The organism is Agrococcus phoenicis (genome assembly GCF_047302415.1).
Lineage (GTDB): Bacteria > Actinomycetota > Actinomycetes > Actinomycetales > Microbacteriaceae > Agrococcus.
Window position 1 is genome coordinate 1,101,765 of sequence record NZ_CP154854.1, and the last position, 24,056, is coordinate 1,125,820.

Sequence of the window (24,056 nt, forward strand, 5' to 3'; positions counted from 1 at the left end):
CGGATGACGAGCTCTGGTCCGCGTGGCCGCCATCGGGAGGCAGCCGAGAACGACGTGCGCATCTTCGAGGCTGCGAAGGCGGTGTTCACGCACGACCCGGGCGCGCCGATCTCTGCTGTGGGGGCGGCAGCCGGCGTCGGCAAGTCGGCCCTCTACCGTCGCTACTCGAGCAAGCAGGCGCTGCTGCAGGCAGTCTCGGAGGACCTCACCGAGCAGTTCGTCTCACTGATCGAGCGAAGCCACCTCGATCTGGACCAGGGTGTCGCCCCTCCAGCAGTCCTGGAGGCGTTCCTCGCCGATGCCGCGGCGACCGGAACCCACACGATGATGCAGGCGATCTCCGGGCGATTCGACCCGTCGCCCCGTGATCGGCGGCGCTCTGCCGAAGGATGGGAGGCGGGTGACCGCCTCATCGCCCGCCTGCAGCACGCGGGCGCCCTGCGCACCGAGGTCGACTGGCTCGACCTGAACAAGCTGCTCGAAGCGCTCGGAGGGATCCGCGCGCCCCACGCAGACCGGGCTCGCCAGCTCAGACGTCGCTACGCGGCACTCCTCGGCGCCGGCCTCGCCCCGGCATCCGCTGCCCTCCCGGAGTCCCCCGCCGGACCCGCCGACTTCGGGCCGAGCAGCGCGCTCTGAGGGGGCACGGCCTGCGTAGTCTGGGTGCACCTCCGCCTCCCTGAACGAGAGCCACCCGTGCCCACTGCCCCGCAGCCATCGCCCGCGCCCCACTTCGGGCAGATGCGCCCCGATCACTACGACGAGTTCGCCGACGGGTACGAGCAGGCGAACGCGAGCAGCCTCTTCAACGCGTACTACGAGCGGCCGGCCATGCTCGAGCTCGCGGGCGACGTGCGCGGGCGGCGGGTGCTCGATGCCGGCTGCGGCTCCGGGCCGCTCGCGCTCGCGCTCCGGGAGCGCGGCGCAGCGGTCAGCGGGTTCGACGGCAGCGCCGCGATGATCGAGCTGGCTCGTCAGCGGCTCGGCGCGTCGACGCCGCTCGCGGTGCTCGACCTGGCGGCGCCGCTGCCCTACCCCGACGGTGCTTTCGACGACGTCATCGCCTCGCTCGTCCTCCACTACCTCGAGGACTGGACGACGCCGCTGGCCGAGTGCTTCCGCATCCTCGTGCCCGGCGGCCGCCTGCTGCTCTCCGTGAACCACCCCACCGGCGCTGCGCTCGGCGATCCAGGCGAGGACTACTTCGCCACCAGGCCCTATACCGACAGGTACGACTTCGCCGGCACCGACGCCGACCTGACGTTCTGGCACCGGCCGCTGCACGCGATGTCGGATGCCTTCGCGGCCGCCGGATTCCGGATGCTGCGCATCAGCGAGCCGCGACCCGCCGCCGACACGCCGCCGGAGCTCCTGCCCCCGCGACTCCGCACCGGTGAGCGGACCGCCTTCATCGGGTTCCTCCTGGTCGTGCTCGAGCGCCGCTGACGCCCGTCCTGCCGGTCAGCCGCCGCCGCTCAGCCGCGCTCGACGTTGCCGAGGATCCGCTGCACCGCGACCTCGATCACCACGCGCTCGGGGTTCGCGCGTGGCTGCCGATACCGCTCCGCGTAGCGCCGCACGGCCTCCGCCACTCGCTCAGGATCGTCCGAGACGGTCGCGGGCCCCTCGATCGTGCTCCACCACCGGCCCTCGACCTGCGAGATCGAGACCCGTCGACCCGGGTGCCTGCGCAGGTTGCGCGCCTTGTAGCTCGATCCCGAGGTGATGACCCGCACGAGCTGGCGCTCCGCGTCATAGGTCGCGCCGACCGGCACCTGGTGGATCGAGCCGTCCGGTCGCGGCGACGCCAGCATGCAGAGCCGGCGCTCTGCCCAGAACGCGTCGAAGCCGATCCGATCCATGTGCCCTCCCCGATCGAGCATAGGGCGGGCGACGCCGGCACAACCGCGACGAGCGATCGTTCCGGCCCGCGATGATCGGGCGATCCCCGGGCGCATCGCCCACACTCGATGAGGAAGGAGGGCACCGCGATCGCCATGCTGCACCGACTCGTCGACCACATCGACGAGCACCTCGCCGAGGAGCTCGAGATCGCCGCGCTCGCACACGAGCTCGGCACCACCGAGCACCACCTGCGCCGCATGTTCGCCGCGCTGGCCGGCATGCCGCTGTCGGAGTACATCCGTCGGCGCCGCACGACCACGGCCGCGGCCGAGGTGCTGGCGGGCGACGAGCTGCTCGGCATCGCCGTGCGCTTCGGCTACGGCTCGACCGAGGCCTTCGGGCGCGCGTTCCGCGCGGTGCACGGCATGTCGCCCGCCGACGCCCGCAGGCACGGTGGCCCCCTCCGCACGCAGCCGCAGCTGCGATTCCACCTCACCGTCGAAGGGAGCACCCCCATGCACGTCCGCATCACCGACCGGCCCGACTTTCGACTCGTCGGCCACGCCGCTCGTGTGCCGCTGATCCACGAGGGCGTCAACCCGCACATCCAAGCGCACATCGCTGCGCTGCCCGCGAGCGAGCACGAGCGCCTCAACGCGCTCAGCGACACCGAGCCGGCGGGCCTGCTGCAGGTCAGCGCCGACGTCGATCCGGACTCCGCCGAGGGCAGCGAGCTGACCTACCTGCACGGGGTCGCCGTCACCGAGCAGCGCGCGGTGCCCGAGGAACTCGACGCGATCGCGGTGCCCGCCGGCACGTGGGCGGTCTTCCGGACCGAGGGCCCCCATCCGACCGCGCTCCAGAGGGCATGGGCGGCGACAGCGACCGAGTGGTTCCCCTCGAACCCCTGGCGGCTGCGGCCCGGACCGTCGATCGTGGCGGTGCTCGAGCGCGCGGCCGACTTCAGCACCGCCACGTGCGAGCTGTGGCTGCCGGTCGAGCGCGCCTGAGCGCTCCTCGGGTGATCGGGCGGATGACCCGGGTCACCACGCGATGTCGGCCAGCGTCCTGATGGGTCTCGGCTCGCGCGGCTGCACGGTGCCGTCGCCCGTCGCGCCGGAGCCGGGGATGCCGCTGAGGTCGAGGCCCGTGCGCGCGGCGAGGTCGGCGAGGCTCACCTCGAAGGTCGCGAAGCCCTCCAGGTAGGCCGAGCGCAGGTCGTCGACCTCCTGCGCGAGCAGGAACGCCTTCGCCCGCAGCGCATCCGCCACGCGGTAGACGACGACCTTCCAGTGCTCGCGCGGCAGCTGCACGAGGTCGCGGTAGTGCGGATCGTCGTCGGCGAGCACGGGGCCGGCGAACACGCTGATGCGGCGCTCCACGAGCGACTCGAGACTGAGCACGCCCAGCTCGAGCTCGCCCCAGACGCCGCCTCGGCTCGCCTGGTTGAAGCCCGCCAGCTGCGGGGTGATGTTCGTGAAGCAGAACGAATCGGTGTTCGCCTGCCGCGCCTCCTCGAGCGTGCCCCACAGCAGGTCGGCGCGGCGCGCCAGATGGCCGCGGTCGAGGTCGTTGTCCGCGTAGACCGCCTCACCCGTCTGCTGGTCGGCGGGCAGTCGATCGTCGAGGAAGAAGCGTCGAGCGCGCGGGATGCCCGGCAGCATCCGCAACCCGTCCACGTTCCACGCGACCGAGCGCGCCAGGCGGCGATCCGGGTGCATCGTGACGCTGAAGTGCACGTAGTCGAGCACCGGCGCATCCACGCCCGCTGCGGCACGCGGAGCAGCGACCTCCTCCCCTAGGAACCCGGAGTCGTACCCGAGCGGCGCGGCGTCGCCGGCACGCACAGGCGTCGGCTGCAGCGCGCCGCCCTCGCCCCGCAGCGTCAGCGTCATGCCGAGCGGATCGCCGTCGGCAGCGGCGAAGCCGAGCTCCTCGTACACGCCCGTCGCCTCGGGGCTCGCGAACAGCCCGACGATCGCCTCGGCGGGCGCGTGCGCGCGCACCTGCGCGATCAGCCGCTCGACGATGGTGGATGCGATGCCCTGCTCCGACGCATCCGGCCGCACCATCACGTCCTGCACGTACCAGTACCGAACCCCGTCGCCGACGAGCCGCCCGACGCCGACCACGCGGTCGCCGTCGAGCGCGACGACGCCGTGCAGCGACCCGGCGAGCGAGGCCGGCAGGCTCGCCCAGTCGAAGTGGTCGTCCCATCCCACCGATTCGGCGACGGCTCGCTGCTCGGCGGCCGTCGGCGTGCGCTCCTCGAAGGTGATCATCGGCTCCCCCGTCGTCTCTCGTGCGGCGCCGGATGCACGGCGCAGCGACCGCCCCATCCTGGCCCAGTCGCGTGGACTCAGCCTGTGCACAGCGCCCGGTGCGAGCGTGACCCCATGGACACCGACACCCAGCTGCAGACCGTCACCGACATCATGCGCTCGACGCGCATCGCCTCCCTCGCCTACGTCTCGAAGGCGGGCGACCTCGTGTCGACCCCGATGGGCACGCAGGACTTCGAGGAGCCCGGCACCGTCTGGTTCATCACCGAGCGCTCGACCGACAAGGTCGACGCCATCGCCGCTGACCCTCGCGTGAACGTGCACTATGCCGGCAAGGAGGGCTGGGTGTCGCTCGCCGGCACCGCGCGCTTCGTCGACGACGAGGCGAAGCTGCGCGAGCTGTGGGATGCCTCCGCCGGCGCCTACATGTCGGGCGGGCCCGAGGACGCGGAGAACGGCCTCCTCGAGGTCACCGCCACCTCAGCGGAGTACTGGGACTCCCCCGGCACCGTCGCGGTCGCGGTGCAGTTCGTGAAGGGTCTGGTCTCCGACGCGGAGCCCGACATGGGCGACAGCGGCATCGTGCGCCTGTAGTCGACGCGGCAGCTCGCTGCGGATCGCCTCCGTCACCGCGGCACGAGGCGCACCCGCTGCGCGAGCTCGCTGCCGGGTGCGGCGAGGCGGTCGACCGTGGAGAAGATCACCTGCTGCATGGCGGCGGCGGCCGCTGATGCTCCGACGTCGGTGCGGCGGGCGAGGTTCACGGTGCGCGTGAGCTGCGGCCTCACCAATCGCGCGCTCCGCAGCGCGGGTCGATCGATGCCCACCATCGCCGGCACGACGGCGACGCCGATGCCGCGCTCGACGAACCGCAGCACCGCGTCCATCTCTGCCCCCTCGACCGCGATCGATGGGGCGAGCCCTGCGGCGGCGAACGCCGCGTCGGTGGCGATGCGCAGGTCGTAGCTGCGGTCGAACGCGACCTGCGGCAGGTCGGCGAGCTGCGCGAGCGTGACCTCCCCGAGCGGCGCCGCAGCAGCTGCCGAGACCACGACCAGCTCTTCCGACAGCAGCGGGATCAGCTCGGTCGCGGGAGCCGGCGACCGAGCGCCACGCGTCACCACGAGCGCGAGGTCGAGGGCGCCGTGGTCGAGCGCCTCCACGAGCGAGCGCGATCCGGCCTCGGTGATGTGCAGCTCGACGCCCGGATGCGCGGCGCGGTAGGCGGCGAGCACGTCGGCGACGAGCGAGACGCACAGGGTCGGGGGCGCACCGAGGCGCACGCTGCCGCGGCGCAGCCCCGCCAGCTCGTCGAGCTGCGCGCGGGCGCTCTGCGCGTCTCCCAGCATCCGCCGGGCGATCGGCAGCAGCACCTCGCCCGCCGCGGTGAGGCTCACGCCCGATGGTGCTCGGCGCAGCAGCTCGGTGCCGAGATCGGCTTCGAGCGCACCGATCTGCCGACTCAGCGAGGGCTGGGCGATGAAGAGTTCTGCCGCCGCACGGGTGAAGCTGCCGACGCGCGCGACGGCCTCGAAGGATCGGAGGTGCTCCAGCTTCATCCTCATACCCTAACCGCATCAGCCGCAGTCGAACTATGCATTGGACGCATGTGCCGGGCGCTCCTAGCGTGGAAGCATGACCGCACCGCACGCCTCCGAGCGCCTCCTCTCCACCTCCGTCCTCGTCATCGGCACCGGCGGCGCCGGGCTCCGCGCCTCGATCGAGCTCGCCCAGCGCGGTGTCCAGGTGCTGGCGGTCGGCAAGCGCCGCAAGCACGATGCGCACACGACGCTCGCGGCCGGCGGCATCAACGCCGCGCTCGCGACCATGGACCCGGAGGACACCTGGCAGCAGCACGCGGCCGACACCCTGCGCGAGTCGTACTTCCTCGCCGACCCCGCGATCGTCGAGACCGTCGCGCAGGGCGCGGCGCGGGGCATCGAGGAGCTCGAGCAGTGGGGCATGCCGTTCGCGCGCGAGGACGACGGCCGCATCTCGCAGCGCTTCTTCGGCGCCCACACCTACCGCCGCACCGCCTACGCCGGCGACTACACCGGCCTCGAGCTGCAGCGCACGCTGATGCGCCGCGCAGCCGAGCTGCAGGTGCAGATCGTCGACACGATCTACATCACGCGGCTCCTCGTCGCCGACGGCACGATCTTCGGCGCCTACGGCTTCGACATCGTGGACGGCACCCCCGTGCAGATCCACGCCGACGCCGTGATCCTCGCGGCGGGCGGCCACACCCGCATCTGGCGCCACACCTCCTCGCGCCGCGACGAGAACACCGGCGACTCCTTCCGCCTCGCCGCGCTCGCCGGCGGGCGCATCCGCGACGCCGAGCTCGTGCAGTTCCACCCCTCCGGGCTGCTCGAGCCCGACGACGCCGCGGGCACGCTGGTCTCGGAGGCCGCCCGCGGCGAGGGCGGGATCCTGACGAACGCGCTCGGCGAGCGCTTCATGGAGCGCTACGACCCGGAGCGCATGGAGCTCTCGACGCGCGACCGCGTGGCGCTCGCGGGCTACACCGAGATCGCCGAGGGCCGCGGCACCGAGAAGGGCGGCGTCTACCTCGACGTCTCCCACCTGCCGCGCGAGCGGATCCTGCAGCAGCTGCCGCGCGTCTACCGCACGCTCATCGACCTGCAGATGCTCGACATCACGACCACGAAGATGGAGATCGCACCGACCGCGCACTACTCGATGGGCGGCGTCTGGGTCGCGCCCGACGACCACGGGACCGGTGTCGACGGTCTCTACGCGATCGGCGAGGCCTCCTCCGGCCTGCACGGCGCGAACCGCCTGGGCGGCAACTCCCTGATCGAGCTGCTCGTCTACGGGCGCATCACGGGCGAGCACGCTGCCGAGTACGTCACCTCCCGCACCCGGGTGCGCCGCGACCTCGAGGCGGTCGAGGAGGCGCGACGCGAGATGCGCGGACTGCTCCGCGAGGGCGGGACCGAGTCGGCGCGGAGGCTGCAGCGCGAGATCCGCGACACCATGAGCGCGCACGCCGGTGTCGTGCGCACCGAGGAGGGCCTGCTCGCCGGCCTCGCTGCGCTCGACGCGATCGAGGAGCGCGCCCAGCACGTCACCGCCCACCCCGACATCGCCGGGTTCGACGACCTCGCGCACGCCTACGACCTGCTCGGCTCGCTGCTCGCCGCTCGCGCCACCCTCGAGTGCGCGCTCGAGCGGCGCGAGACCCGCGGCTGCCACAACCGCGCCGACTTCCCGGAGCAGGATGCCGCGCTGCGCGGCAGCTTCGTGTGGTCGCCGGGCACCGGCGTGGCGTTCGAGCCGCTCGCTCCCGCACCGGAGAGCTTCCGCGCGCTCGCCGAGGCGCAGCTCGACGACTCGGTCGACGGCAAGCTCGTCGAGTGATCCGCGCGACATCGCCGCGATGCCTCCCAGCCGCGTCGCCGGGCGCGGCGCTCCCGCCCCAGGTTCGGCTGGCAGGCTGAGGCCATGGCCACCGACCTCCGCGCGCGCCTGCTGGTGGCGCTCTCCGGCGACCCGGAGGGGACGCCGGGCTGGATCCGCGAGCTCGCTGAGGGCGACGACGCGGGGCACTTCGCCGAGGACGGCGCGGCGTGGACGGTGCACGGCAGCATGGCGACGCTGGTCGCCGGCATCCGGGCGCTGCTGCTGCAGGCGCTCCACCCGGGTGCGATGGCCGGCGTCCACGACTGGTCGTCCTACCGCGAGGATCCGCTCGGCCGCCTCGCCGGGACGGTGCGCTGGGTCGTGTGCGTGACCTACGGCTCGACGGCGCAGGCAGCGCGAGAGACCGCACGGGTGGGCCGCCTGCACGCTCGTGTGGCCGGCAGCTACCGAGACGGCGCGGGTGCCGAGCGCACCTACCGCGCCGACGACGGCGGTCTCGCGGCATGGGTGCACCTCGCGTTCACCGACGCCTTCCTCACGTGTCAGCAGACCTGGGGCGCTCGGGGGCGGAGGCAGCGGCGCCGCACCGAGCGCCAGGGCGCAGCGGGGCGGATGCGCGGGGGCGGCATCCCCGGCGGTGCGGATGCGTACGTGGCCGAGTGGGCGATCGCCGGACGGCTGATGCGGGTCGAGGATCCGCCCTCGACCGCCGCAGCGCTCCGGCAGCGGCTCTCCGGCTACCTCGAGCGCGGCGAGCTGCGCGGCGACGCGCGCGTGCACGACGTCGTCGCGTTCCTGCGGCGACCGCCGGTGGGCGTCGAGGGCGCTTCGGCGCTCGGCTATCGCCTGCTCTTCGAAGGGGCGGTCGCGACGATCCCCGCACCGTACCGGCGCCTGCTCGGCGTGCGGCGCTCGCCGCTGCCGGTCGTGACCGCGACCCGCGCGGTGCTCTGGATCGCCGGTCGAGCGCTGGCCTCCGGCGAGGGCCGCCGAGCGCAGGATTGGGCGCGCCTGCGACTGCGTCGCCTCGAGGCGGAGCGACCCTCCTGACCGCCCGCGCTCAGGTCGCGCGCACCTCGAGCCGCAGACCCGCGGCGCGCAGCCGCTCCACGAGCACGTCGCCCATCGCCACCGCCGGGGTGAGCACCCCGCCCTCCGCGCTGCACCGCGCGTCGTCGACGGCCAGCGCGAGCGCCGCCTCCCCCAGCATCACCGAGGTCGCGGCGTAGCCGGGGTCTCCCTGCGCCGCCACGATCGCTGCGTAGCGGGCGCCGCGCTCGGTGCGCGCGCTCGTCTCCACCTCGAAGGAGCCCGCTGCTCGACGCTCCTGCGAGGGGCCCTCTCCCGGCGACGGCAGCACGAGGTCGAGCCCGTGCCGGATGCCCGGCAGCGCCATCGCCGCGGTGAGCGCACGCGTGCCCGCCGCCACGGCCGCGGCTCTGAGCCGCCCTCGCAGCCCTCGGCCGGTCGCGACGACCTCTCGGTAGCGGAAGCGATCGCCGTAGGCCCCGGCGCGCAGCGCGTTCGATCGGTGCACGAGCCGCGAGTTGTACCCCGCCATCACGAAGGGCGCGGCCCACTCGCCGGTCTCCGCATCCCGGAAGGGGCGCGTGGGGTCGTCCTGGCCGGGGGCGAGCCTGGTCGGCGCGCCCTGGGCTCGGCGGGCGCCGCCGCCACGGCCGGTGCCGACGGTGAGCGCCGCGGGATCCTCGAGCACCGCGGCGAGCGCCGGCGTCGTCCGCACACGCTCGAGCTGCGCGCGCAGCGAGTCGATCGTGCCGCCGCTGATGCCGCCGGAGAGTCGTCGCACGCGCAGCGTCGTGTCGGTCAGCGCACCGGCGGCGTCGGCGGCGGCGCGCCCGTGCAGCAGGTGCACGGCCAGATCGGAGGGCACCGAGTCGAAGCCGCAGGAGACGACGATGCGCGCGCCGGTCGCGCGCGCCCGCTCGTGGCTGCGCTCGATGATCTCGCGCACGAACAGCACCTCTCCGGTCAGGTCGGCGTAGTGCGTGCCGGACTCGGCGCAGGCCTCCACCAGCCCGACGCCGTAGCGCAGGTAGGGGCCGACCGTGCTCGCGACCACGCCAGTGCGCTCCGCGAGCGCGCGCAGGCTCGCCTCGTCGCCGCTGTCCGCGACGACGAGCGGCCACGCTGCCGCAGCCGGCGGCAGCTGCGCGCGCACGCGCTCCAGGCGATCGAGCGAGCGCCCGGCGAGGCCGACGCGCAGCCCGTCCGGCGCGGCCTGCGCGACGTGGGCCGCGACCAGCCTGCCGACGAAGCCGGTCGCACCGAACAGGACGAGGTCGAGATCACGATCGCGCATCGCGCCATCGTCGCGCATCCGCCGGCGCGAGGCTCTCAGGCTTCCCGCTCTCAGGCTTCCCCCCGGGGCGGCGCGACTACGCTGACCGAGCCGGGTCCGCGCGATCGATGCGCCGCCCGCCCCGCTCGAGCCCAGGAGGCAGCCATGCCCAGCACTCGCACCACGATCGCCGCGCTCCTCGTCGCAGCAGCGCTCACCCTCACGGGCTGCGCCGCGAGCGACGGCCCCGACGAGGAGGCCGCGCCGCCCGCCTCCGAACCCGCCGCGAGCGAACCCGCGGGCGCGGCGCCGACCGATGACTCGTCAGCGGCACCCGGGGGCGACGGCAGCGCCGAGGAGGGCGCAGCGCCCGACGGGGAGATGGCGCTGATCGGCATGGTCGGCACCGCCGAGGACCCGGAGGCCTACGAGATCGAGCTCCTCGGCGCCGACGGCGAGCCCGTCGCCTCGCTGCCCGCCGGCACCTACTCCCTGACCTTCGACGACCGCTCGCAGCTGCACAACTTCCGCCTCAGCGGGCCGGGCGAGGTGGATGTCGCGACCGACGTCGCCGGCACCGACGACTCGACCATCGAGATCACGCTCGTGCCCGGCACGTACACCTTCGTCTGCGACCCGCACCCCGGCTCGATGTCCGGCCAGCTCGAGGTCACCGGCTGAGCTGCACCTCGAGCACCGCCCAGCCCCGTGCGGGCAGCGTCAGGCGACCGTCGACGAGCTGACCCTCTCCTGCGACGACCGACGACGCATCCGCCGCCGGTACCGCGACCGGTGCGTCGTCGAGGTTCAGCGCGGTCACCAACCCTGCGTCGCCAGTGGCCGTGCGCAGCACCAGCGCGCGATTGGCCACGTGCACGACGTCGGTCTGCGCCGTCGTGAGCCAGGGGTTGCGGCGGCGCAGCGCGAGCAGCTCGCGATGCACGTCGAGCGCGCGGCGCGCCGGCGCGTCGAGCTCGTCGGCGCGCGGGGGCTGGGCGGGGAACTCGGGCCGGACGGCGTCGTCGCCGCCCACGCGCTGCTCCTTCACCGCTTCCCACCCGTACTCGTCGCCGGCGTAGACGGCGGGCGTGCCCGCGACGGTGCACAGCACCGCGAGCGCGTGCGGCACGAGCTCGGCGCCGACGGCGGACGCGATGCGCGTGACGTCGTGGTTGCCGACGAAGGTCAGCGGCACGAGCCCCTGGAGCAGCGCGTTGCCGCGCTGGATGGCGTGCTCGAGCTCGAACAGGTTGCGGTCGGCGATGCCGTGCCAGATGCCCTGCCAGAGCTCGTACTGCGTGAGCGAGTCGATGGTCGACTCGCGCGCGATCTCGACGTAGTCGCCGTGGATCACCTCGCCGAGGAACCAGGCGTCGGGGTGCCGCTCGCGCACCCGCGGCAGCACCCGCGCCCAGAAGTCGCTGGGCACGGCGTAGGCGGCGTCGAGGCGCCAGCCGTCCGCTCCTCGCTCGAGCCAGTGGTCGCAGACATCCACCACCAGCTGCTCGACGGCCGGCGAGCCGTGGTCGAGCTCGACGAGCGCACCGTGGCCCTCGAACACCTGCACCTCGCCGGATGCATCGCGGCGGAAGAGCGCAGCCTCGGCCGCGCTCGGGTCGGCCTGGGCCGCGCGGAAGGCCGGGTGCTCGCGACCCACGTGGTTGAAGACGCCGTCGAGCAGCACCCGGATGCCGCGGTCGTGGGCGGCCGCGACCAGGCGGTCGAAGTCGGCATCGTCGCCCAGCCTCGGATCGATGCGGAAGTGGTCGACGGTGTCGTAGCCGTGCGTGCTGCTGGCGAAGACCGGGCCCAGCGCGATCCCGTTCAGGCCGAGCTCGATGACGTGGTCGAGCCACGCCTCCAGGTGCGGCAGGCGATGCGCGACAGCGGTCGGCGGCTCGTGGTCGCGGATGGGCGCGCCGGTGAACCCGAGGGGGTAGACGTGCCACCACATCGTGGTGTGGCTCCAGTGCTGGTCGTCGTGCTGCGGATCCGCCATGCACCCATCCTGCCCGGCTGAGGGCGACGCCCCTGCCATGCTGGTGCCATGGACGATCCGAGGCGCGATCCGGAGGCCGACGCGTCGGGCGGCGCGGAGCGCGGCGATGGCCGCACGATCGTCGTCACGGGCGGATCCGACGGGATCGGTGCCGCTGCAGCGCGTCAGCTGGTCGAGCGCGGGCATCGCGTGCTGCTCGTCGGGCGATCGCCGGAGAAGACCGCCGCGGTCGCGCGCCGACTCGACGTGGAGCACTGGAGCGCCGACTTCGCGAGGCTCGACGAGGTGGCCGCGCTCGCGGTCGCCCTGCGCGGCGCGGCCGATCGCATCGACGTGCTGGCGAACAACGCCGGCGGCGTCTTCGGGCCGCGCCGCATCACGCCCGACGGCAACGAGCTGACCTTCCAGGTCAACCACCTCGCGCCCTTCCTGCTCACCCAGCTGCTGCTCGAGCCGCTCGAGGCCGGCGCCGGCATCGTGGTCAACACCGCGAGCTCCGCAGCACGGCTGCTCGCTCGGCCCGACCTCGACGACCTCACCGCCGAGCGCGGCTACACGCCCGCTCGCGCCTACGGCACCGCGAAGCTCGCGAACATCTGGCACGCGCGCGGGCTCCTCGCCCGGCACGGCGACGCGGGCATCCGGCCCGTGGCCTTCGATCCCGGCAACGTGCGCACCGGCTTCGCCGCCCGCTCGACGAGCGTCCTGCGCCTCGTCTACCGCACGCCGCTCGCGCGCCTCATGCTGATGAGCCCCGAGCGCGGTGGTGCGAACCTCGCCTTCTTCGCCGACGGCACGCCGGGCACGACGTGGCAGCCCGGCGCCTTCTACTCGCAGACGACGCTCGCCACGCCCGAGGAGACGAATCCGCTCGTGCACGCCGACGGGCTCGTCGACCTGCTGTGGGAGCGCAGCGAGGCGCTCGTCGCACCGTGGCTGGCCTGAGCCGCTCGTGACCACCCGACTGCTGCTCCTCAGCGACACGCACCTGCCCGTCCGCGCGAAGGCGCTGCAGGAGCAGGTCTGGCGGCTCGTGGAGGAGGCCGATGTGGTGATCCACGCCGGCGACTGGGTGGATGTCGCGCTGCTCAACGAGCTGAGCGCCAGGGCTCGGCGCCTGATCGGCGTGGCCGGCAACAACGACGGCCCCGAGCTGTGGCAGCGGCTCGGGGAGCTCGCGACGGAGGAGATCGACGGCGTGCGCTTCGCGGTGATCCACGAGACCGGCGCAGCCGCCGGGCGCGAGCGCCGCTGCGATGCGCGCTTCGGTGCGGGTTCCGAGGCGCCCGCCGACGTGCTCGTCTTCGGTCACTCGCACATCCCCTGGGACACCACGACGGACGGCGGCCTGCGGCTGCTCAACCCCGGCTCCCCCACGGACCGCAGGCGCCAGCCCGTCGGCACCGTGATGACCGGGATCGTCGACCGCGGCGCGCTGCGCGACGTGGTCCTCGTGCAGACGCCCCGCTGAGCGCGGCGGGGGTCGCGGCACGCGGGCCGTGGAGCGGTGGACGGCGGCCTCGCCCAGCGAGCCGGCGCTAGGCTCGCGACGAGACCGTCGGCCAGCTTGCGAGGAGCCCGAGGACGCGATGCACGCAGTGGTGAAGCGGCATGCCGCCCCCTGGCCCGACCGCGCCGCGCGAGGGCTCGCGACCGGCGCCGTCGCCGTCTACGGGACCACCGCGCTGCTCGGCGTCGGGCTCGCCACCGGCCTCTGGCGCAACCGCCGCAACCGCTGGATCCACCACGTCGGCTACATCGCCGCGGTCTCGCTCACGGTCGGCACGGTCGTGACCAGCGCGCGCACCGACCGCGTCCGCGCCGCCTGCGCCGCCGCCGCGCTGGTGCCGCTCGCCCTGCTGCCTCGCGTCTCGACGCGGTCCCGGCGGCACCCCGCCATCGCCCTCGCCGCAGCGCCCTGGCTCGCTGCCGCCGTCATCCGCAGAACGAGATAGGAACCCGATGGAGCTCATCGACGCGATCCGCCGCCGCCGCACCACGAACGGCCCCTTCCTCCCCGACCCCGTCTCGGAGGAGCACCAGCGGCTGCTCATCGAGCTGGCGGGCAGGGCGCCCTCGCAGCTCAACAGCCAGCCGTGGCGCTTCGTGATCACCGAGGATCGGGCGAAGATCGAGCAGGTCGCCGCGATCAGCGGCGCCAGCATGACGGAGGCGATGTCGAACGGCACCTTCTTCGAGCGATACAAGCGCTACTTCCGCTTCTCGCAGCAGGAGATGGACGAGCGACGGGACGGCATGCTCTTCGACCGGCTGCCGGCGCCGCTGCGGCCCTTCACGAGCCAGGCGATGACGCCGCGCGGCCAGAAGATGATGAACGCGCTGCGCGTGCCCCAGACGCTCGGCGAGGAGAACCGCAAGCTCGTCGCGGGCGCGCCGCTGCTGCTCGCGGTGATGCTCGACCGCGAGGAGCACCGACCGGGCGAGCTCTCCTCGTTCTACTCGCTGTTCAGCATGGGCGCCGCGATGGAGAACGTGTGGCTCACGACCGTCGAGCTCGGCCTCGGCATCCAGTTCGTCTCCTTCCCGATGGAGGTGCCCGGTCAGTGGGAGCGCCTCGTCGAGCTCTTCAAGGTGCCGGACCACCTCGAGCTGATGGCGGTCTACCGCATCGGCTACGTGCCGGAGGATCGGCGTCGCCCGCGCATCGACTGGTCGAGCTCGGAGCGCAAGCGGCCCTCGCAGATCCTGTTCCGCGACACGTGCGAGACGCCGCAGCAGGGCTGGGACGACGTCCCGCCGCCGCTCGCGCACTGACCGGTGCGGTGCGCGCGGACGGGGCACTGATGGCTGAGCACCTCATGACGAGGACCGGCGGATGGTGACGAGGGGAGCCCGGATGGTGCAGGCAAGGGTGACGCGGGTCGACGCGCTCACCTCAGCTGTCGTCGGGCGGTGCTTCCGAGCCGTCCATCCGGCGCACCGAGCCGAGGCCCTCGCGGGGTCGCGGTCCCACGGCAGGTACTCGCGGGCGCACCAGCCGACGCTCTACCTCAGCTCGTCGCCCGAGGGCGTGGCCGCGGCGATGATCGCGCATCGGGGCGAGCGCACCGCCGAGCCGGTCGTCGTCGAGATCGACGTGGATGCGCGCGGGATCGTCGACCTGCGAGATCACCAGGCGCTCGCGGCAGCGGGCATCGATCCCGCCCACGCCGCAGCGCCCTGGCAGGGCGCGATCGAGGCCGGCATCGAGCCGCCCTCGTGGGCGGTGCGCGATCGACTGGTGGAGCTGGGCGCGCACGGGCTCGTCGACCCCTCGCGGCAGCGGCCGGGGCTCTGGCATCTGACGCTCTTCGCCTGGAACACTCCCGGCGCGCCCCGTGTCGAGCTGCGGGGGCGCGATGACGAGCGCTGAGGACGCTGCGGCGATCGAGCTGGCACGCGCGCTGCTGCAGACGACCGCGGCGACGCTCGCGCAGGCCGGTGCCCGCGACGAAGCCCTCGCGCGCTACGAGGAGCCGAAGCCGGTGCTCGGAGTGCTGCCGCGGCGGCCGACGATGCGCCCCCTCGGTCGCGCGTGGCGGCTGGGTGCCCTGCTGCTGACCGCGGAGGGGTCGGTCTGGGCGACGGGCCTGTCGACCCGCGTCGCCGAGCCCGGCCGCCCGCAGCACCACACCGCATCCGTCGAGATCAGGCGCGCCTACCGTGCCGCGGCGATCCAGGGCGGGTTCCCGATGGGTGAGACGGTGAACCACGGCATCGTGCCCATCGCGCTCGACGAAGCACTGATCGACGGGCCCGGGCCGCTCGTCGTGCACGGCGGCCGCGCGTGGGTGCGATGGGGGCGGGATGCTCCGGTGGAGCTGGAGCGCTACCTGGCCGATCTCGCGGAGCTGCTGCTGCACCCGCCGCAGGGCGCGTAGCCGCGCCCCGCGGCCCTGCGAGCCGGCGCACCGTGCTGCTGGCAGGATCGGTGGCATGCCTGCCGATGCCGCCCAGCCCTCGCCCTACTTCGTCGCGCTCGGCGGCGGCCGCTACCGCCCCACCGAGCAGGCGGGCGGCGCGTGGCAGCCGGGCGAGATGCACTTCGCGCCGCTCGGAGGGCTGCTGACGCACGCGATCGAGCAGCACCGTGCCGCGTCGGGCGGCGCTCCCCTGCTGCTGGCCCGCGTGGCCTTCGACATCCTCGGGTTCCTCGCGCTCGAGGAGACGGAGGTGCGGGTCGAGACCCGTCGGGCAGGGCGCACCATCGAGCTGACCGAGGCCACGGCATCCATCGCCGGCCGCGACGTCGCGGTCGCGCGAGCGTGGCACAGCGTGGCGGTCGACACGGCGGGCGTCGAGGGAGGCGCGGCGGCGCCGCTGCCTGCGCCGGAAGCGATGCAGGTGGCCGACTTCGCCGAGGGATGGGGCGGGGGCTACGTGCGATCGGTGGAGCTGCGTGAGTCGGGCGAGGGCACGCCCGGCCGCAACCGGGCATGGCAGCGCACCCACCACCCGCTCGTCTCAGGCGAGCGGGTGGTGCCGCTCGCCGGCTGGATCGGCCTCATCGACGGCGCGAACGGCATCGCCGTGCGGGAGCGACCGGACGAGTGGATGTTCCCGAACCTCGACCTGACCATCCACCTGCACCGGCAGCCCGTGGGCGGATGGGTGGGCTTCGACACCGCGGTCGTCTTCGGTCCGAGCGGGCAGGGCATCACCTGCACCGAGCTGCACGACGAGCGAGGGCACGTCGGCCGGGCTTCCCAGACCCTGACGGTGCGGCCCGCCTGACCGCCGGCCCGGCGCACGGCCCACGCTGCACGGGCACCACCGGCCGCACTGCCCTCCTGACGCGCTCGCGCCGCGGACCGGCTCGGCACGCGTCAGTCGGCGTGCTCCGGTGGCCAGACGACCGTGAAGCGCTCGAACACGATCTCGTCAGCCTCCGACCAGTGCTCGCCGCGCGCTGCGGTCGTGCGCTGCCAATAGCGGCGATGCTCGCGCTTCCACGACTCGACCGAGCCGTCGTCCTCACCCTCGGCGGCCGCGAAGGTCGGCTCCACGCTGTCGAACGCGCCGATGCGCAGATCGGTGCTGCGCATGACGATGCGGGGCGCGCCGCGGCCGTCGCACGCGATCCAGTGCGAGCCGATGCGCGGCAGCTGCTCGCCATCGGCGACGAAGTCGGCCACCAGCGACGAGGTCGCTCGCTTGCGCCCGCTCAGCACGATCTCCAGCAGCTCGTCCGACAGCCGCTCGGAGTCGCCGAACCGCTCCACCGTGTGCTCTGCAGCAGCGCGCACCGCCTCGGGATGCGCCGCCGCGTACGCCTGCCACATGGCGGATGCCGCGAGGCGGTCGGGCGCGCCGGCAGCCCCGTCGTGCGCAGCCGCAGGCCCATCCGCGGCAGCAGGACCGTCGACGCGCTCGGCAGCAGGACCGCCATCGGGCGCATCGGCGATCACGCCTGCAGGGCGAGCCTGCACGGGGTGACCCCGATCGAGGTCGCGGTCGCGGGGCAGGTCGTCGCGCTGCAGCGGGGGCGGAGCGTCACTCACGATGGCATCGTACGTCCATGGGGAGTTCTCCCCATCGACGCGGTTCCGTGACAGCGTTATGGTAGGTCCGGCCCCGGGCTGTACCCGCATACGCCTGGCGCCACCGCCGCTGGTGGCTCTTCTCCCCGTCGAGCCGCCAGCGGCCCTTCACGTCGAGCCGCCACGAACCCTCCACGTCGAGGGGCACTGCGCCCACGAGGATTCGGCTTCGCGGGTGACCCGACCGTGCCCTACTGCTGGAGCGCGTCCACGATCGCCGCCTCGACGTCGCCGAAGTCCTGCAGCTCGAGGCGCTCGCCATCGAGGAAGAAGGTCGGCGTCTGGGTGACTCCCGCCTCCACGCCCGCGTCGAAGTCGTGCGCGATGCGGTCGGCGGTCGCCTCCGCCGTCAGGGCCGCGTCGTAGGCGGCGAGGTCGAGGCCCAGCTCCTCGGCGTACGAGCGGAACGTCGCTGCGGCGTCCTCCGTTCCTGCCCACTCCGCCTGCGTCTCGAGGATCCGGTCGTGCATCGCCTCGAACTCGCCCTGCTGCGCAGCTGCCTCGGCGGCCGCGGCAGCGGGAACCGCGTTCTCGTGGCCCGAGAGCGGGAAGTAGCGCACGGCGAAGGTGACCTGGCCCTCGTAGCGCTCGCGCAGATCCTCGATCACCGGGTGGAACTGCCCGCACGTCGGGCACTCGTAGTCGAAGAACTCGACCAGCTGCGGCGCATCCGCCCCTGCGTCGTCGAGCACGTGGGTGCTCTCGTCGATCAGCTCCACATCGTCGGCCGAAGCGCCAGCGCTCTCCCACGGCCGCACCACCAGCAGCGCGACGCCGATGATGAGCAGGAATGCTCCGACGACGGCGGCGATGCTGACTGCTGCGTTCTTCGACATGCTCCCAGGCTATCGAGCCGGGGCGGCGGCCCCGACCGCGAGGGGTAGCCTCGGCATCGTGGAGCTCGAGTTCACCGCCGTCGCCATCGAGTGGCGAGGCCCTGCACCGTTCGTCTTCCTCCCGCTGCCGCCGGACGAGTCCGAGCTGATCCGGGGCGCGGCGCGGGAGCTCACCTACGGCTGGGGCGTGATCCCGGTCGCCGCGACGATCGGCGGCACCGAGTTCACGACCTCGCTCTTCCCCCGCGACGCCGGCTACCTGCTGCCGATCAAGGTCGCCGTGCAGCGCGCGGAGGGCGTGGGCGTCGGCGACGAGGTGACGGCGCGGATGCGCCTCGGGTGAGCGCGGCTGCGACCTGGTCGGCTGCGCTGCTGCGCGGCGGTCGCTGAGGGGCCGCGTCAGAGGCCACGAGTACGATCAGCGGCGCCTGCGGTGGCGAGCACCGCGGCGGAGGGAGCGGCATGGAGATCGCGGCACGCATCGGCGCCATCGCGGCAGATGCATCGAAGACCACGGAGCGCCTCGTGCACAGGCTCGCCAAGCCCGCCGCCATCGCGCTCGCCCCCGTGCTGCTGCGACAGGGGAAGCAGCTCCAGCGCGACCTGGTGTGGCTGCCGGAGCCGAAGGGCCAGCGCCACGGCACGCTCGCCCCACCCGCCGGCGCGGCCTCGGCGGCGCAGGAACCCTTGCGGCTCCTCGCCATCGGGGATTCGACGGCGACCGGCGTCGGCGCCGAGCGGCTGGAGGACGGCCTCGTCCTGCAGTCGGCGGCGCGCCTCGCCCAGCGATTCTCACGTCCGGTGCAGTGGCGCATCGTCGGCCTCGAGGGCTTGACCGCCGCACAGGTGCTCGAGCGGCACCTGCCGGAGGTCGAGGGCGAGTGGGATGCGATCCTGCTGCTGGTGGGCGCGAACGACGCGCTCCAGCTCGTCGGCCGCGGCCCCTTCGGCAGGACGATCCGCCGCCTCGTCGCGGGCCTGGGCGAGCACCTCTCCCCCGACGGCGTCATCGGCATCACGGGCACTCCGCAGATCGACACCTTCGTCTGGTTGCCGCAGCCCATCCGATCCCTCATCGGCGGCCACGCCCGCACGCTCGACGACGAGCAGCAGCGCATCGCGGCCTCCGACCCTCGGGTGCTCCACCTGCCGACCCCTGCGATCGTCGAGCCCCAGCAGCATGCGGCAGACGGCTTCCACCCCTCCGCCGCCGGCTACGAGCTCTGGTCGAGCGTCGTGGCGCCGCGCATCGCCGCAGCGCTGGAGCGCTCGGCGGCATGGCGGGAGCCGAGCCTGAGCGCGGTCCGGCGAGGCATCGTGCCGCCCTACCTGCTCGAACAGCTGGCCGCCGCCGACCTCTCGACCGCGTCGATCGTGGCCGAGCGCACGCTCGGGCTCGACCGCGGCATCCGCGATGCGCGCGAAGCGCACCCGCACCCGCACCCGCAGCCAGGGCTGCTGCCCGACGCGCCCGCACGCGTGCCCGGCGAGCAGCCCTCGCCAGACCGGCGCATCAGCGACGCCGAGGGGACGACCGCCCTGCCGGGCGCCCTCGTGCGCTCGGAGGGCGACGAGGCGACGGGCGACCCCGCCGCAGACGAGGCCTACGACGGCCTCGGCGCGTCGTGGGCGATGCTGATGGAGGCGTTCGGCCGCGACTCGCTCGATGGTGCGGGCATGCCGCTGCTCGCGACCGTGCACTACGGCCAGCAGTACGCGAACGCGTTCTGGGACGGCACCCGCATGGTGTTCGGCGACGGCGACGGCGAGATCTTCGCCGGCTTCACCCGAGCGATCGACGTCATCGGCCACGAGCTGGGGCACGGGGTGATCTCATCGACGGCCGACCTCGTGTACCGCGACCAGCCGGGCGCGCTCAACGAGTCGATCGCCGACGTGCTCGGATCGCTCGTCAAGCAGCACGCGCTCGGCCAGGGCGCCGACGACGCCGACTGGCTGATCGGCTCCGGCGTCTTCACCGACCGAGTGCAGGGCGTGGCGCTGCGCTCCATGGCAGCACCCGGCACCGCCTACGACGACCCGGCGCTCGGCACGGATCCGCAACCGGCGCACATGCGCGACTTCGTGGTGACGCGCGATGACCTCGGCGGCGTGCACATCAACTCCGGCATCCCCAACAAGGCGTTCCACCTGGCAGCGACCGCCATCGGCGGCAATGCCTGGGAGGCTCCGGGACTCATCTGGATGGACGCGCTGACGAGCGGGCTCTCGACCACGGCCGACTTCGCGACGTTCGCCGCCGCGACGGTCGAGGCGGCCGAGGCGCGCTTCGGCGCCGACGCACCCGAGACGGCTGCAGTGCGCGCCGCGTGGGCAGCGGTCGGCGTCACCGAGGGCGAGCCGACGACCGAGGGAGCGACCGAGGAAGCGGTGCGGCTCGCCCGCACGGGCGGCATGCTGGGCCGCACGCGCGCTGCCGTGCTCGAGCTCGAGGTGATCCCCGGCGACGACCGCGACCGGCTCGACACGCTCGTCGCCTCCGGTGTGCTCGAGGAGCTCGAGGAGCAGACGCTGCCCGATGCGCCGCTCTGGCGGGTGACGGTCGAGACGAGGTGCGACGTGACGGTCGCCGAGCCGCTGCTGCCCGAGGAAGTGCTGGCGCTGTTCCGCCGCCTGCTGGAGCTCGGCGACGAGCCGGCGGAGCTCGGCGACGATCCCGAGGTGCCCTGATCGACTGACGCTGCACCGGAGCCGGGCCGTGCGGGGCTAGGCGGCGCGTGACGCGCGCATCGCTGCCTCGCGGATCTCGACGATGTACGGCGCGACCACCTGCTGGCTGACGCGGCAGTCGGCGACGAAGACGCCCTCGGCGCCGGAGCCGAGCCACGCCTCCAGCTCCCAGAGGTCGTCGAGCGCGTCGACCACCGCGGCCTCGGCCCCCAGTCCCCGCCCGAGCGCGGCGAAGTCGACCTGATCGATGAGCATCGGCGCCTCGGCGACGCCCCGCACCGCGTACTGGTGCACCTCGGCGCCGTAGGCGGCGTCGTTCACGACGATCACCACGGCACGGCGAGCGGTGCGCACCACGCTGTCGAGGTCGGCGAGCCCCATCAGCGCACCGCCGTCGCCGGTGACGAGCACGAGCGTCGAGTCAGGGCGCGCTGCGGCAGCGCCGACCGCGCTCGGGAAGCCCAGTCCGATCGTCTGGAACGCGGTGCCGACCATGAGCAGGCGCGACGGATCCGCGACCGAGAGGTGCGTCGGCGCCCAGCCGATGAAGTGGCCGCCGTCCTGCACGATCACGCGGTCGGCGGGCAGGATCCGCTCCAGCGCGTGGAAGAGGCTGCGGGGGTCGAGCCGCCCGTCGGGGGCCGCGACGTCGCCGGGCTCGCGCTCGAGGTGGATGCCGGCGACGTCGCCGAAGCCGGCGGCCTCCCAGCGCGCGTCTGCTGCCGCAGCAGCGTCGGCATCGCCCTCGAGCAGCGCCAGGAGCGCCTCTGTCACGCGACGCGCATCCCCGCGCACCAGCTCGTCGACGCGCGGGCTCGTGGCAGCGTCGACCACGTCGACCTGGAGCACACGGGCCTCGGGGGCGAACGCGTCGCCGAACCGCAGCTGGAACTGGTTGAGACCCGCCCCGACGACCAGCACGACGTCAGCCTGCTCGATGGCCGCAGCTGCGCGCTCCGAGGCGAAGCCGCCGCAGATGCCGAGGTGCCGCGATCCCGACTCGAAGATGCCGCTGCCGAGCGCACTGGACGCGGTGCGCGCCCCGAGCCGCGCGGCCAGCGCGCGGAGCGCATCTGCGGCGCCCGCCAGGTGGGCCCCGCGGCCGGCGAGCAGGAGCGGGCGCCGAGCGCTGCGCAGCAGCGCGGCGACCTGCGCGAGCTGCTCGCCGTCGAGCGGGGCGAAGGCCTCCTGCACGGCGGGCAGCGCATCGATGCGCGCACCGTCGCCGTCGAGCGGGGCGTGACCGATGTCGTAGGGGATGGCGAGCACGACCGGCCGTCGCTCGACCAGCGCCATCTCGGCAGCGCGGCGGGCAGCGGCGCGCGCGTCGTCGCGCCCGACCACGATGGTGGCGGCGCCGACCGCGGTCGCGACGGCGGCCTGATCGATGTCCCACGGGCGCGGCCCGCCGGTCGGCTGGTCGCCGACGACGAGCACGAGCGGGATCCGCGCCTGCGCAGCCTCTGCGAGCGAGGTGATCGCGTTCGTGTAGCCGGGGCCGTAGGTCGTGCTCGCCACCGCCAGCTCGCCGCTCGCGCGAGCGAAGGCGTCGGCTGCGGCGACCGTGGCGGTCTCGTGGCGCACGGTGATCAGCCGCATCGCGCCGCGGCGCACCACGGCGTCGAGGAACCACGCGTTGCCGTTCCCCATGAGGGCGAAGACGTGGGTCGCGTGCTGCTCGAGCTCGGCGGCGATCGCGGCCGACACGCTGGTGGCTGCTGCAGCGCTCGGCGCCGACGGGTCGGCTGCGAGGGAGCCGACCGAGTCGGGCAGCGTCGCGGCGGAGGGGGTGGTGTCAGGCATGGGTGCGCTCCGGTGGGCAGGAGGCCCCGGCGGCGCGCTCGGCGACACGGCACGGAACCTCGTCGATGGGGTCCATGTGTGTCGCGCGCGACTGCGCGTGGTCCCATTTCTCGAGACCGGCGCGTGAGCGCCTGACCGTGCGAATATACCGAACGATCGGTCAGTCGCGGAAGGAGTCGCGCGCCTTCGTCGGCAGGCCGAGCTGCGCATCGCCCGGGTGGCTCCGCAGGTGCTCGCGCATGAGCGGGATGGCGAAGTCGACCGCCCCGCGCGCGGGCGCCACGATGATGCCTGCGTCGAGCAGGCGCGCGCGCTGGCGCCCCGCGTTGCCGGGCGTGGCGCCCATCCGCTCGCCCACCGCGGCCGTCGAGGCCGGGCCGTCGTCCTCCGCCATCGCCAGCAGGTAGTCGCGATCGCGGCTCGAGAGCCCGCGCAGCGCCGGCACGATCACGCTCTCCCCCATCGCGGCGTGGGCGACCGCCACGGCGTGCTGCACCGCATCCGTCGTGATCTCCGTGGTCGAGGGCGTGTACTCCCACGCCCTCGCGCCGATCGACTGGACGAGGTAGGGATACCCCTCGCTCGCGCGCGCGGCGCGGTCCAGCGCCTGCTCGCCGATGGTGCGCCCGCGGGTGCGGACGGGCTCGGCCAGCGCGGCGCGCGTCTCGCCCAGGGTGAGGGTGTCGAGCCGCACCTGCTGCGCGCGGCGGAAGAAGGTCAGCCCGTCCGCGTCCAGTGCGGCCGCGATCGAGGCGGGCACCCCTGCGGCGACGATGGCGATGCGGCGATCCTCGCGCATGAGGTGCTGCACGGCGATGGCGATGCGGCGCAGCTGGTCGAGCGACTCCTTCGCGACCTCGTCGAGCGAGACGAGCAGGCCTGCGCCGCGCTCCTCCGCGAGCTCCACGAGCCGGGCGAGCATGCTCTCGAGCCGAGGCTCGCGCTGGTAGCGCTCCGTGACCTCGGTGCGAAGCCCGCCCACCTGCGGCAGCGTCACGCCCGTCACCTCCCGCGTGCGCGCCTCCGGATCCTGCTGGTGCAGCATCGCCGGCAGTCTGTCGCGCTCGAGGCCCTCGATGAGCGCGGAGTGCAGCGTGCCGTGCACGACCGACCAGTCGCGCGCCAGCGCCGCATCCTCGACCGCGTTGAGCAGCACGGTCTTCCCGACGCCGCGCATGCCGGTCACCAGGGACGCCCGGTAGGGCGACCACGAGCCGAGGCCGAAGACCTCTCGCCACTCGTCCAGCAGGGCATCGCGGCCCGCGAGCATCGGCGGGGAGATCCCGAAGCCGGGCCGGAACGGGTTGTCGTGCACGAGCCCACTCTGCCACTGCGGGGCATCCGCGCCGCTCAGGCGGCGGCGAGGCGTGG

25 protein-coding genes are annotated in these 24,056 nt (G+C 73.9%); 16 read left to right on the forward strand and 9 right to left on the reverse strand.

What is annotated here, in order from left to right:
* Window positions 1-3: 3 nt before the first annotated feature.
* Both AA0Z99_RS05345 and AA0Z99_RS05350 read left to right on the forward strand, forming a co-directional pair.
* Complete coding sequence (locus AA0Z99_RS05345; RefSeq protein WP_413320161.1) at window positions 4-639, forward strand: TetR/AcrR family transcriptional regulator; 636 nt, start codon at window positions 4-6, stop codon at window positions 637-639.
* Window positions 640-696: 57 nt separating this feature from the next.
* Window positions 697-1,446, forward strand: a complete 750-nt coding sequence (locus AA0Z99_RS05350; RefSeq protein ID WP_413320163.1) for a class I SAM-dependent methyltransferase — start codon at window positions 697-699, stop codon at window positions 1,444-1,446.
* 29 nt (window positions 1,447-1,475) lie between these two features.
* Here the strand turns inward: AA0Z99_RS05350 and AA0Z99_RS05355 are convergent, their stop codons facing one another.
* On the reverse strand, window positions 1,476-1,862 hold the full coding sequence (locus AA0Z99_RS05355; RefSeq protein ID WP_413320165.1) for a pyridoxamine 5'-phosphate oxidase family protein: 387 nt from the start codon (window positions 1,860-1,862) through the stop codon (window positions 1,476-1,478).
* Between the two features lie 108 nt (window positions 1,863-1,970).
* On the opposite strand from AA0Z99_RS05355, the gene AA0Z99_RS05360 reads away from it, so the two are divergent.
* The gene (locus tag AA0Z99_RS05360; protein ID WP_413320167.1) at window positions 1,971-2,855 is read left to right on the forward strand and encodes a GyrI-like domain-containing protein; all 885 of its coding nucleotides are present in this window, start codon (window positions 1,971-1,973) and stop codon (window positions 2,853-2,855) included.
* Between the two features lie 33 nt (window positions 2,856-2,888).
* On the opposite strand, the gene AA0Z99_RS05365 is transcribed toward AA0Z99_RS05360, so the two are convergent.
* Window positions 2,889-4,127, reverse strand: coding sequence for a GNAT family N-acetyltransferase (locus AA0Z99_RS05365; RefSeq protein WP_413320169.1), 1,239 nt, complete (start codon window positions 4,125-4,127; stop codon window positions 2,889-2,891).
* 114 nt (window positions 4,128-4,241) lie between these two features.
* On the opposite strand from AA0Z99_RS05365, the gene AA0Z99_RS05370 reads away from it, so the two are divergent.
* On the forward strand, window positions 4,242-4,721 hold the full coding sequence (locus AA0Z99_RS05370) for a pyridoxamine 5'-phosphate oxidase family protein (protein WP_413320171.1): 480 nt from the start codon (window positions 4,242-4,244) through the stop codon (window positions 4,719-4,721).
* Between the two features lie 32 nt (window positions 4,722-4,753).
* Here the strand turns inward: AA0Z99_RS05370 and AA0Z99_RS05375 are convergent, their stop codons facing one another.
* Window positions 4,754-5,692 carry a LysR family transcriptional regulator gene (locus AA0Z99_RS05375; protein WP_413320173.1) on the reverse strand — a complete coding sequence of 313 codons (939 nt, stop codon included), beginning with the start codon at window positions 5,690-5,692 and terminating at the stop codon, window positions 4,754-4,756.
* Between the two features lie 70 nt (window positions 5,693-5,762).
* Between AA0Z99_RS05375 and AA0Z99_RS05380 the strand changes: the two genes are divergently transcribed.
* Window positions 5,763-7,511 (forward strand): L-aspartate oxidase, encoded by a 1,749-nt coding sequence (locus AA0Z99_RS05380; protein WP_413320175.1) that lies wholly within the window; start codon window positions 5,763-5,765, stop codon window positions 7,509-7,511.
* 84 nt (window positions 7,512-7,595) lie between these two features.
* A complete protein-coding gene (locus AA0Z99_RS05385) occupies window positions 7,596-8,564 on the forward strand; it encodes an oxygenase MpaB family protein (protein ID WP_413320177.1) in 969 nt (322 codons plus the stop codon).
* A gap of 10 nt (window positions 8,565-8,574) precedes the next feature.
* Here the strand turns inward: AA0Z99_RS05385 and AA0Z99_RS05390 are convergent, their stop codons facing one another.
* Entirely contained in the window at window positions 8,575-9,837 is a 1,263-nt protein-coding gene (locus AA0Z99_RS05390; protein WP_413320179.1) for a saccharopine dehydrogenase family protein, read from the reverse strand.
* Between the two features lie 144 nt (window positions 9,838-9,981).
* On the opposite strand from AA0Z99_RS05390, the gene AA0Z99_RS05395 reads away from it, so the two are divergent.
* Window positions 9,982-10,497: a hypothetical protein gene (locus tag AA0Z99_RS05395; RefSeq protein WP_413320181.1), complete on the forward strand. Its 516-nt coding sequence runs from the start codon at window positions 9,982-9,984 to the stop codon at window positions 10,495-10,497.
* Here the strand turns inward: AA0Z99_RS05395 and AA0Z99_RS05400 are convergent.
* Window positions 10,487-11,815 carry an alpha-amylase family protein gene (locus tag AA0Z99_RS05400; RefSeq protein WP_413320183.1) on the reverse strand — a complete coding sequence of 443 codons (1,329 nt, stop codon included), beginning with the start codon at window positions 11,813-11,815 and terminating at the stop codon, window positions 10,487-10,489. The two genes, AA0Z99_RS05395 and AA0Z99_RS05400, sit on opposite strands and share 11 nt — an antisense overlap.
* 48 nt (window positions 11,816-11,863) lie before the next feature.
* Between AA0Z99_RS05400 and AA0Z99_RS05405 the strand changes: the two genes are divergently transcribed.
* From AA0Z99_RS05405 to AA0Z99_RS05435, 7 genes are all read left to right on the forward strand, one after another.
* On the forward strand, window positions 11,864-12,760 hold the full coding sequence (locus AA0Z99_RS05405; RefSeq protein ID WP_413320185.1) for an SDR family NAD(P)-dependent oxidoreductase: 897 nt from the start codon (window positions 11,864-11,866) through the stop codon (window positions 12,758-12,760).
* Window positions 12,761-12,767: 7 nt separating this feature from the next.
* Complete coding sequence (locus AA0Z99_RS05410; RefSeq protein WP_413320187.1) at window positions 12,768-13,286, forward strand: metallophosphoesterase family protein; 519 nt, start codon at window positions 12,768-12,770, stop codon at window positions 13,284-13,286.
* 118 nt (window positions 13,287-13,404) lie between these two features.
* A complete protein-coding gene (locus AA0Z99_RS05415) occupies window positions 13,405-13,770 on the forward strand; it encodes a hypothetical protein (protein WP_413320189.1) in 366 nt (121 codons plus the stop codon).
* Window positions 13,771-13,777: 7 nt separating this feature from the next.
* Window positions 13,778-14,590 carry a nitroreductase family protein gene (locus AA0Z99_RS05420; protein WP_413320191.1) on the forward strand — a complete coding sequence of 271 codons (813 nt, stop codon included), beginning with the start codon at window positions 13,778-13,780 and terminating at the stop codon, window positions 14,588-14,590.
* 82 nt (window positions 14,591-14,672) lie between these two features.
* Window positions 14,673-15,188, forward strand: a complete 516-nt coding sequence (locus tag AA0Z99_RS05425; protein ID WP_413320193.1) for an RES family NAD+ phosphorylase — start codon at window positions 14,673-14,675, stop codon at window positions 15,186-15,188.
* Entirely contained in the window at window positions 15,175-15,696 is a 522-nt protein-coding gene (locus tag AA0Z99_RS05430; RefSeq protein ID WP_413320195.1) for a hypothetical protein, read from the forward strand. Before AA0Z99_RS05425 ends, AA0Z99_RS05430 begins: the two co-directional genes overlap by 14 nt.
* Before the next feature lie 55 nt (window positions 15,697-15,751).
* Entirely contained in the window at window positions 15,752-16,549 is a 798-nt protein-coding gene (locus AA0Z99_RS05435; RefSeq protein WP_413320196.1) for a thioesterase family protein, read from the forward strand.
* Window positions 16,550-16,641: 92 nt separating this feature from the next.
* Here the strand turns inward: AA0Z99_RS05435 and AA0Z99_RS05440 are convergent, their stop codons facing one another.
* Window positions 16,642-17,097 carry an ASCH domain-containing protein gene (locus AA0Z99_RS05440; protein WP_413320780.1) on the reverse strand — a complete coding sequence of 152 codons (456 nt, stop codon included), beginning with the start codon at window positions 17,095-17,097 and terminating at the stop codon, window positions 16,642-16,644.
* A gap of 449 nt (window positions 17,098-17,546) precedes the next feature.
* On the reverse strand, window positions 17,547-18,191 hold the full coding sequence (locus tag AA0Z99_RS05445) for a DsbA family protein (RefSeq protein WP_413320198.1): 645 nt from the start codon (window positions 18,189-18,191) through the stop codon (window positions 17,547-17,549).
* Between the two features lie 58 nt (window positions 18,192-18,249).
* Here AA0Z99_RS05445 and AA0Z99_RS05450 point away from each other — a divergent pair, with 58 nt between their 5' ends.
* Together AA0Z99_RS05450 and AA0Z99_RS05455 are read left to right on the forward strand one after the other, a co-directional pair.
* Entirely contained in the window at window positions 18,250-18,534 is a 285-nt protein-coding gene (locus AA0Z99_RS05450; protein ID WP_413320200.1) for a DUF1905 domain-containing protein, read from the forward strand.
* Between the two features lie 119 nt (window positions 18,535-18,653).
* Complete coding sequence (locus tag AA0Z99_RS05455) at window positions 18,654-20,882, forward strand: protealysin inhibitor emfourin (RefSeq protein WP_413320202.1); 2,229 nt, start codon at window positions 18,654-18,656, stop codon at window positions 20,880-20,882.
* Between the two features lie 36 nt (window positions 20,883-20,918).
* Here the strand turns inward: AA0Z99_RS05455 and AA0Z99_RS05460 are convergent, their stop codons facing one another.
* Both AA0Z99_RS05460 and AA0Z99_RS05465 read right to left on the reverse strand, forming a co-directional pair.
* On the reverse strand, window positions 20,919-22,685 hold the full coding sequence (locus AA0Z99_RS05460) for a thiamine pyrophosphate-binding protein (RefSeq protein WP_413320204.1): 1,767 nt from the start codon (window positions 22,683-22,685) through the stop codon (window positions 20,919-20,921).
* Window positions 22,686-22,845: 160 nt separating this feature from the next.
* Entirely contained in the window at window positions 22,846-24,000 is a 1,155-nt protein-coding gene (locus AA0Z99_RS05465; protein ID WP_413320206.1) for an AAA family ATPase, read from the reverse strand.
* Window positions 24,001-24,056: the final 56 nt, after the last annotated feature.

Bases quoted from the DNA above. Each gene is read 5' to 3' on its own strand.
- AA0Z99_RS05345 (WP_413320161.1), top strand. From the start codon at position 4: ATGACGAGCTCTGGTCCGCGTGGCCGCCATCGGGAGGCAGCCGAGAAC.
- AA0Z99_RS05355 (WP_413320165.1), bottom strand. From the start codon at position 1,862: ATGGATCGGATCGGCTTCGACGCGTTCTGGGCAGAGCGCCGGCTCTGC.
- AA0Z99_RS05360 (WP_413320167.1), top strand. From the start codon at position 1,971: ATGAGGAAGGAGGGCACCGCGATCGCCATGCTGCACCGACTCGTCGAC.
- AA0Z99_RS05365 (WP_413320169.1), bottom strand. From the start codon at position 4,127: ATGATCACCTTCGAGGAGCGCACGCCGACGGCCGCCGAGCAGCGAGCC.
- AA0Z99_RS05370 (WP_413320171.1), top strand. From the start codon at position 4,242: ATGGACACCGACACCCAGCTGCAGACCGTCACCGACATCATGCGCTCG.
- AA0Z99_RS05375 (WP_413320173.1), bottom strand. From the start codon at position 5,692: ATGAGGATGAAGCTGGAGCACCTCCGATCCTTCGAGGCCGTCGCGCGC.
- AA0Z99_RS05380 (WP_413320175.1), top strand. From the start codon at position 5,763: ATGACCGCACCGCACGCCTCCGAGCGCCTCCTCTCCACCTCCGTCCTC.
- AA0Z99_RS05385 (WP_413320177.1), top strand. From the start codon at position 7,596: ATGGCCACCGACCTCCGCGCGCGCCTGCTGGTGGCGCTCTCCGGCGAC.
- AA0Z99_RS05390 (WP_413320179.1), bottom strand. From the start codon at position 9,837: ATGCGCGATCGTGATCTCGACCTCGTCCTGTTCGGTGCGACCGGCTTC.
- AA0Z99_RS05395 (WP_413320181.1), top strand. From the start codon at position 9,982: ATGCCCAGCACTCGCACCACGATCGCCGCGCTCCTCGTCGCAGCAGCG.
- AA0Z99_RS05400 (WP_413320183.1), bottom strand. From the start codon at position 11,815: ATGGCGGATCCGCAGCACGACGACCAGCACTGGAGCCACACCACGATG.
- AA0Z99_RS05405 (WP_413320185.1), top strand. From the start codon at position 11,864: ATGGACGATCCGAGGCGCGATCCGGAGGCCGACGCGTCGGGCGGCGCG.
- AA0Z99_RS05415 (WP_413320189.1), top strand. From the start codon at position 13,405: ATGCACGCAGTGGTGAAGCGGCATGCCGCCCCCTGGCCCGACCGCGCC.
- AA0Z99_RS05420 (WP_413320191.1), top strand. From the start codon at position 13,778: ATGGAGCTCATCGACGCGATCCGCCGCCGCCGCACCACGAACGGCCCC.
- AA0Z99_RS05425 (WP_413320193.1), top strand. From the start codon at position 14,673: ATGGTGCAGGCAAGGGTGACGCGGGTCGACGCGCTCACCTCAGCTGTC.
- AA0Z99_RS05430 (WP_413320195.1), top strand. From the start codon at position 15,175: ATGACGAGCGCTGAGGACGCTGCGGCGATCGAGCTGGCACGCGCGCTG.
- AA0Z99_RS05435 (WP_413320196.1), top strand. From the start codon at position 15,752: ATGCCTGCCGATGCCGCCCAGCCCTCGCCCTACTTCGTCGCGCTCGGC.
- AA0Z99_RS05440 (WP_413320780.1), bottom strand. From the start codon at position 17,097: ATGTGGCAGGCGTACGCGGCGGCGCATCCCGAGGCGGTGCGCGCTGCT.
- AA0Z99_RS05445 (WP_413320198.1), bottom strand. From the start codon at position 18,191: ATGTCGAAGAACGCAGCAGTCAGCATCGCCGCCGTCGTCGGAGCATTC.
- AA0Z99_RS05455 (WP_413320202.1), top strand. From the start codon at position 18,654: ATGGAGATCGCGGCACGCATCGGCGCCATCGCGGCAGATGCATCGAAG.
- AA0Z99_RS05460 (WP_413320204.1), bottom strand. From the start codon at position 22,685: ATGCCTGACACCACCCCCTCCGCCGCGACGCTGCCCGACTCGGTCGGC.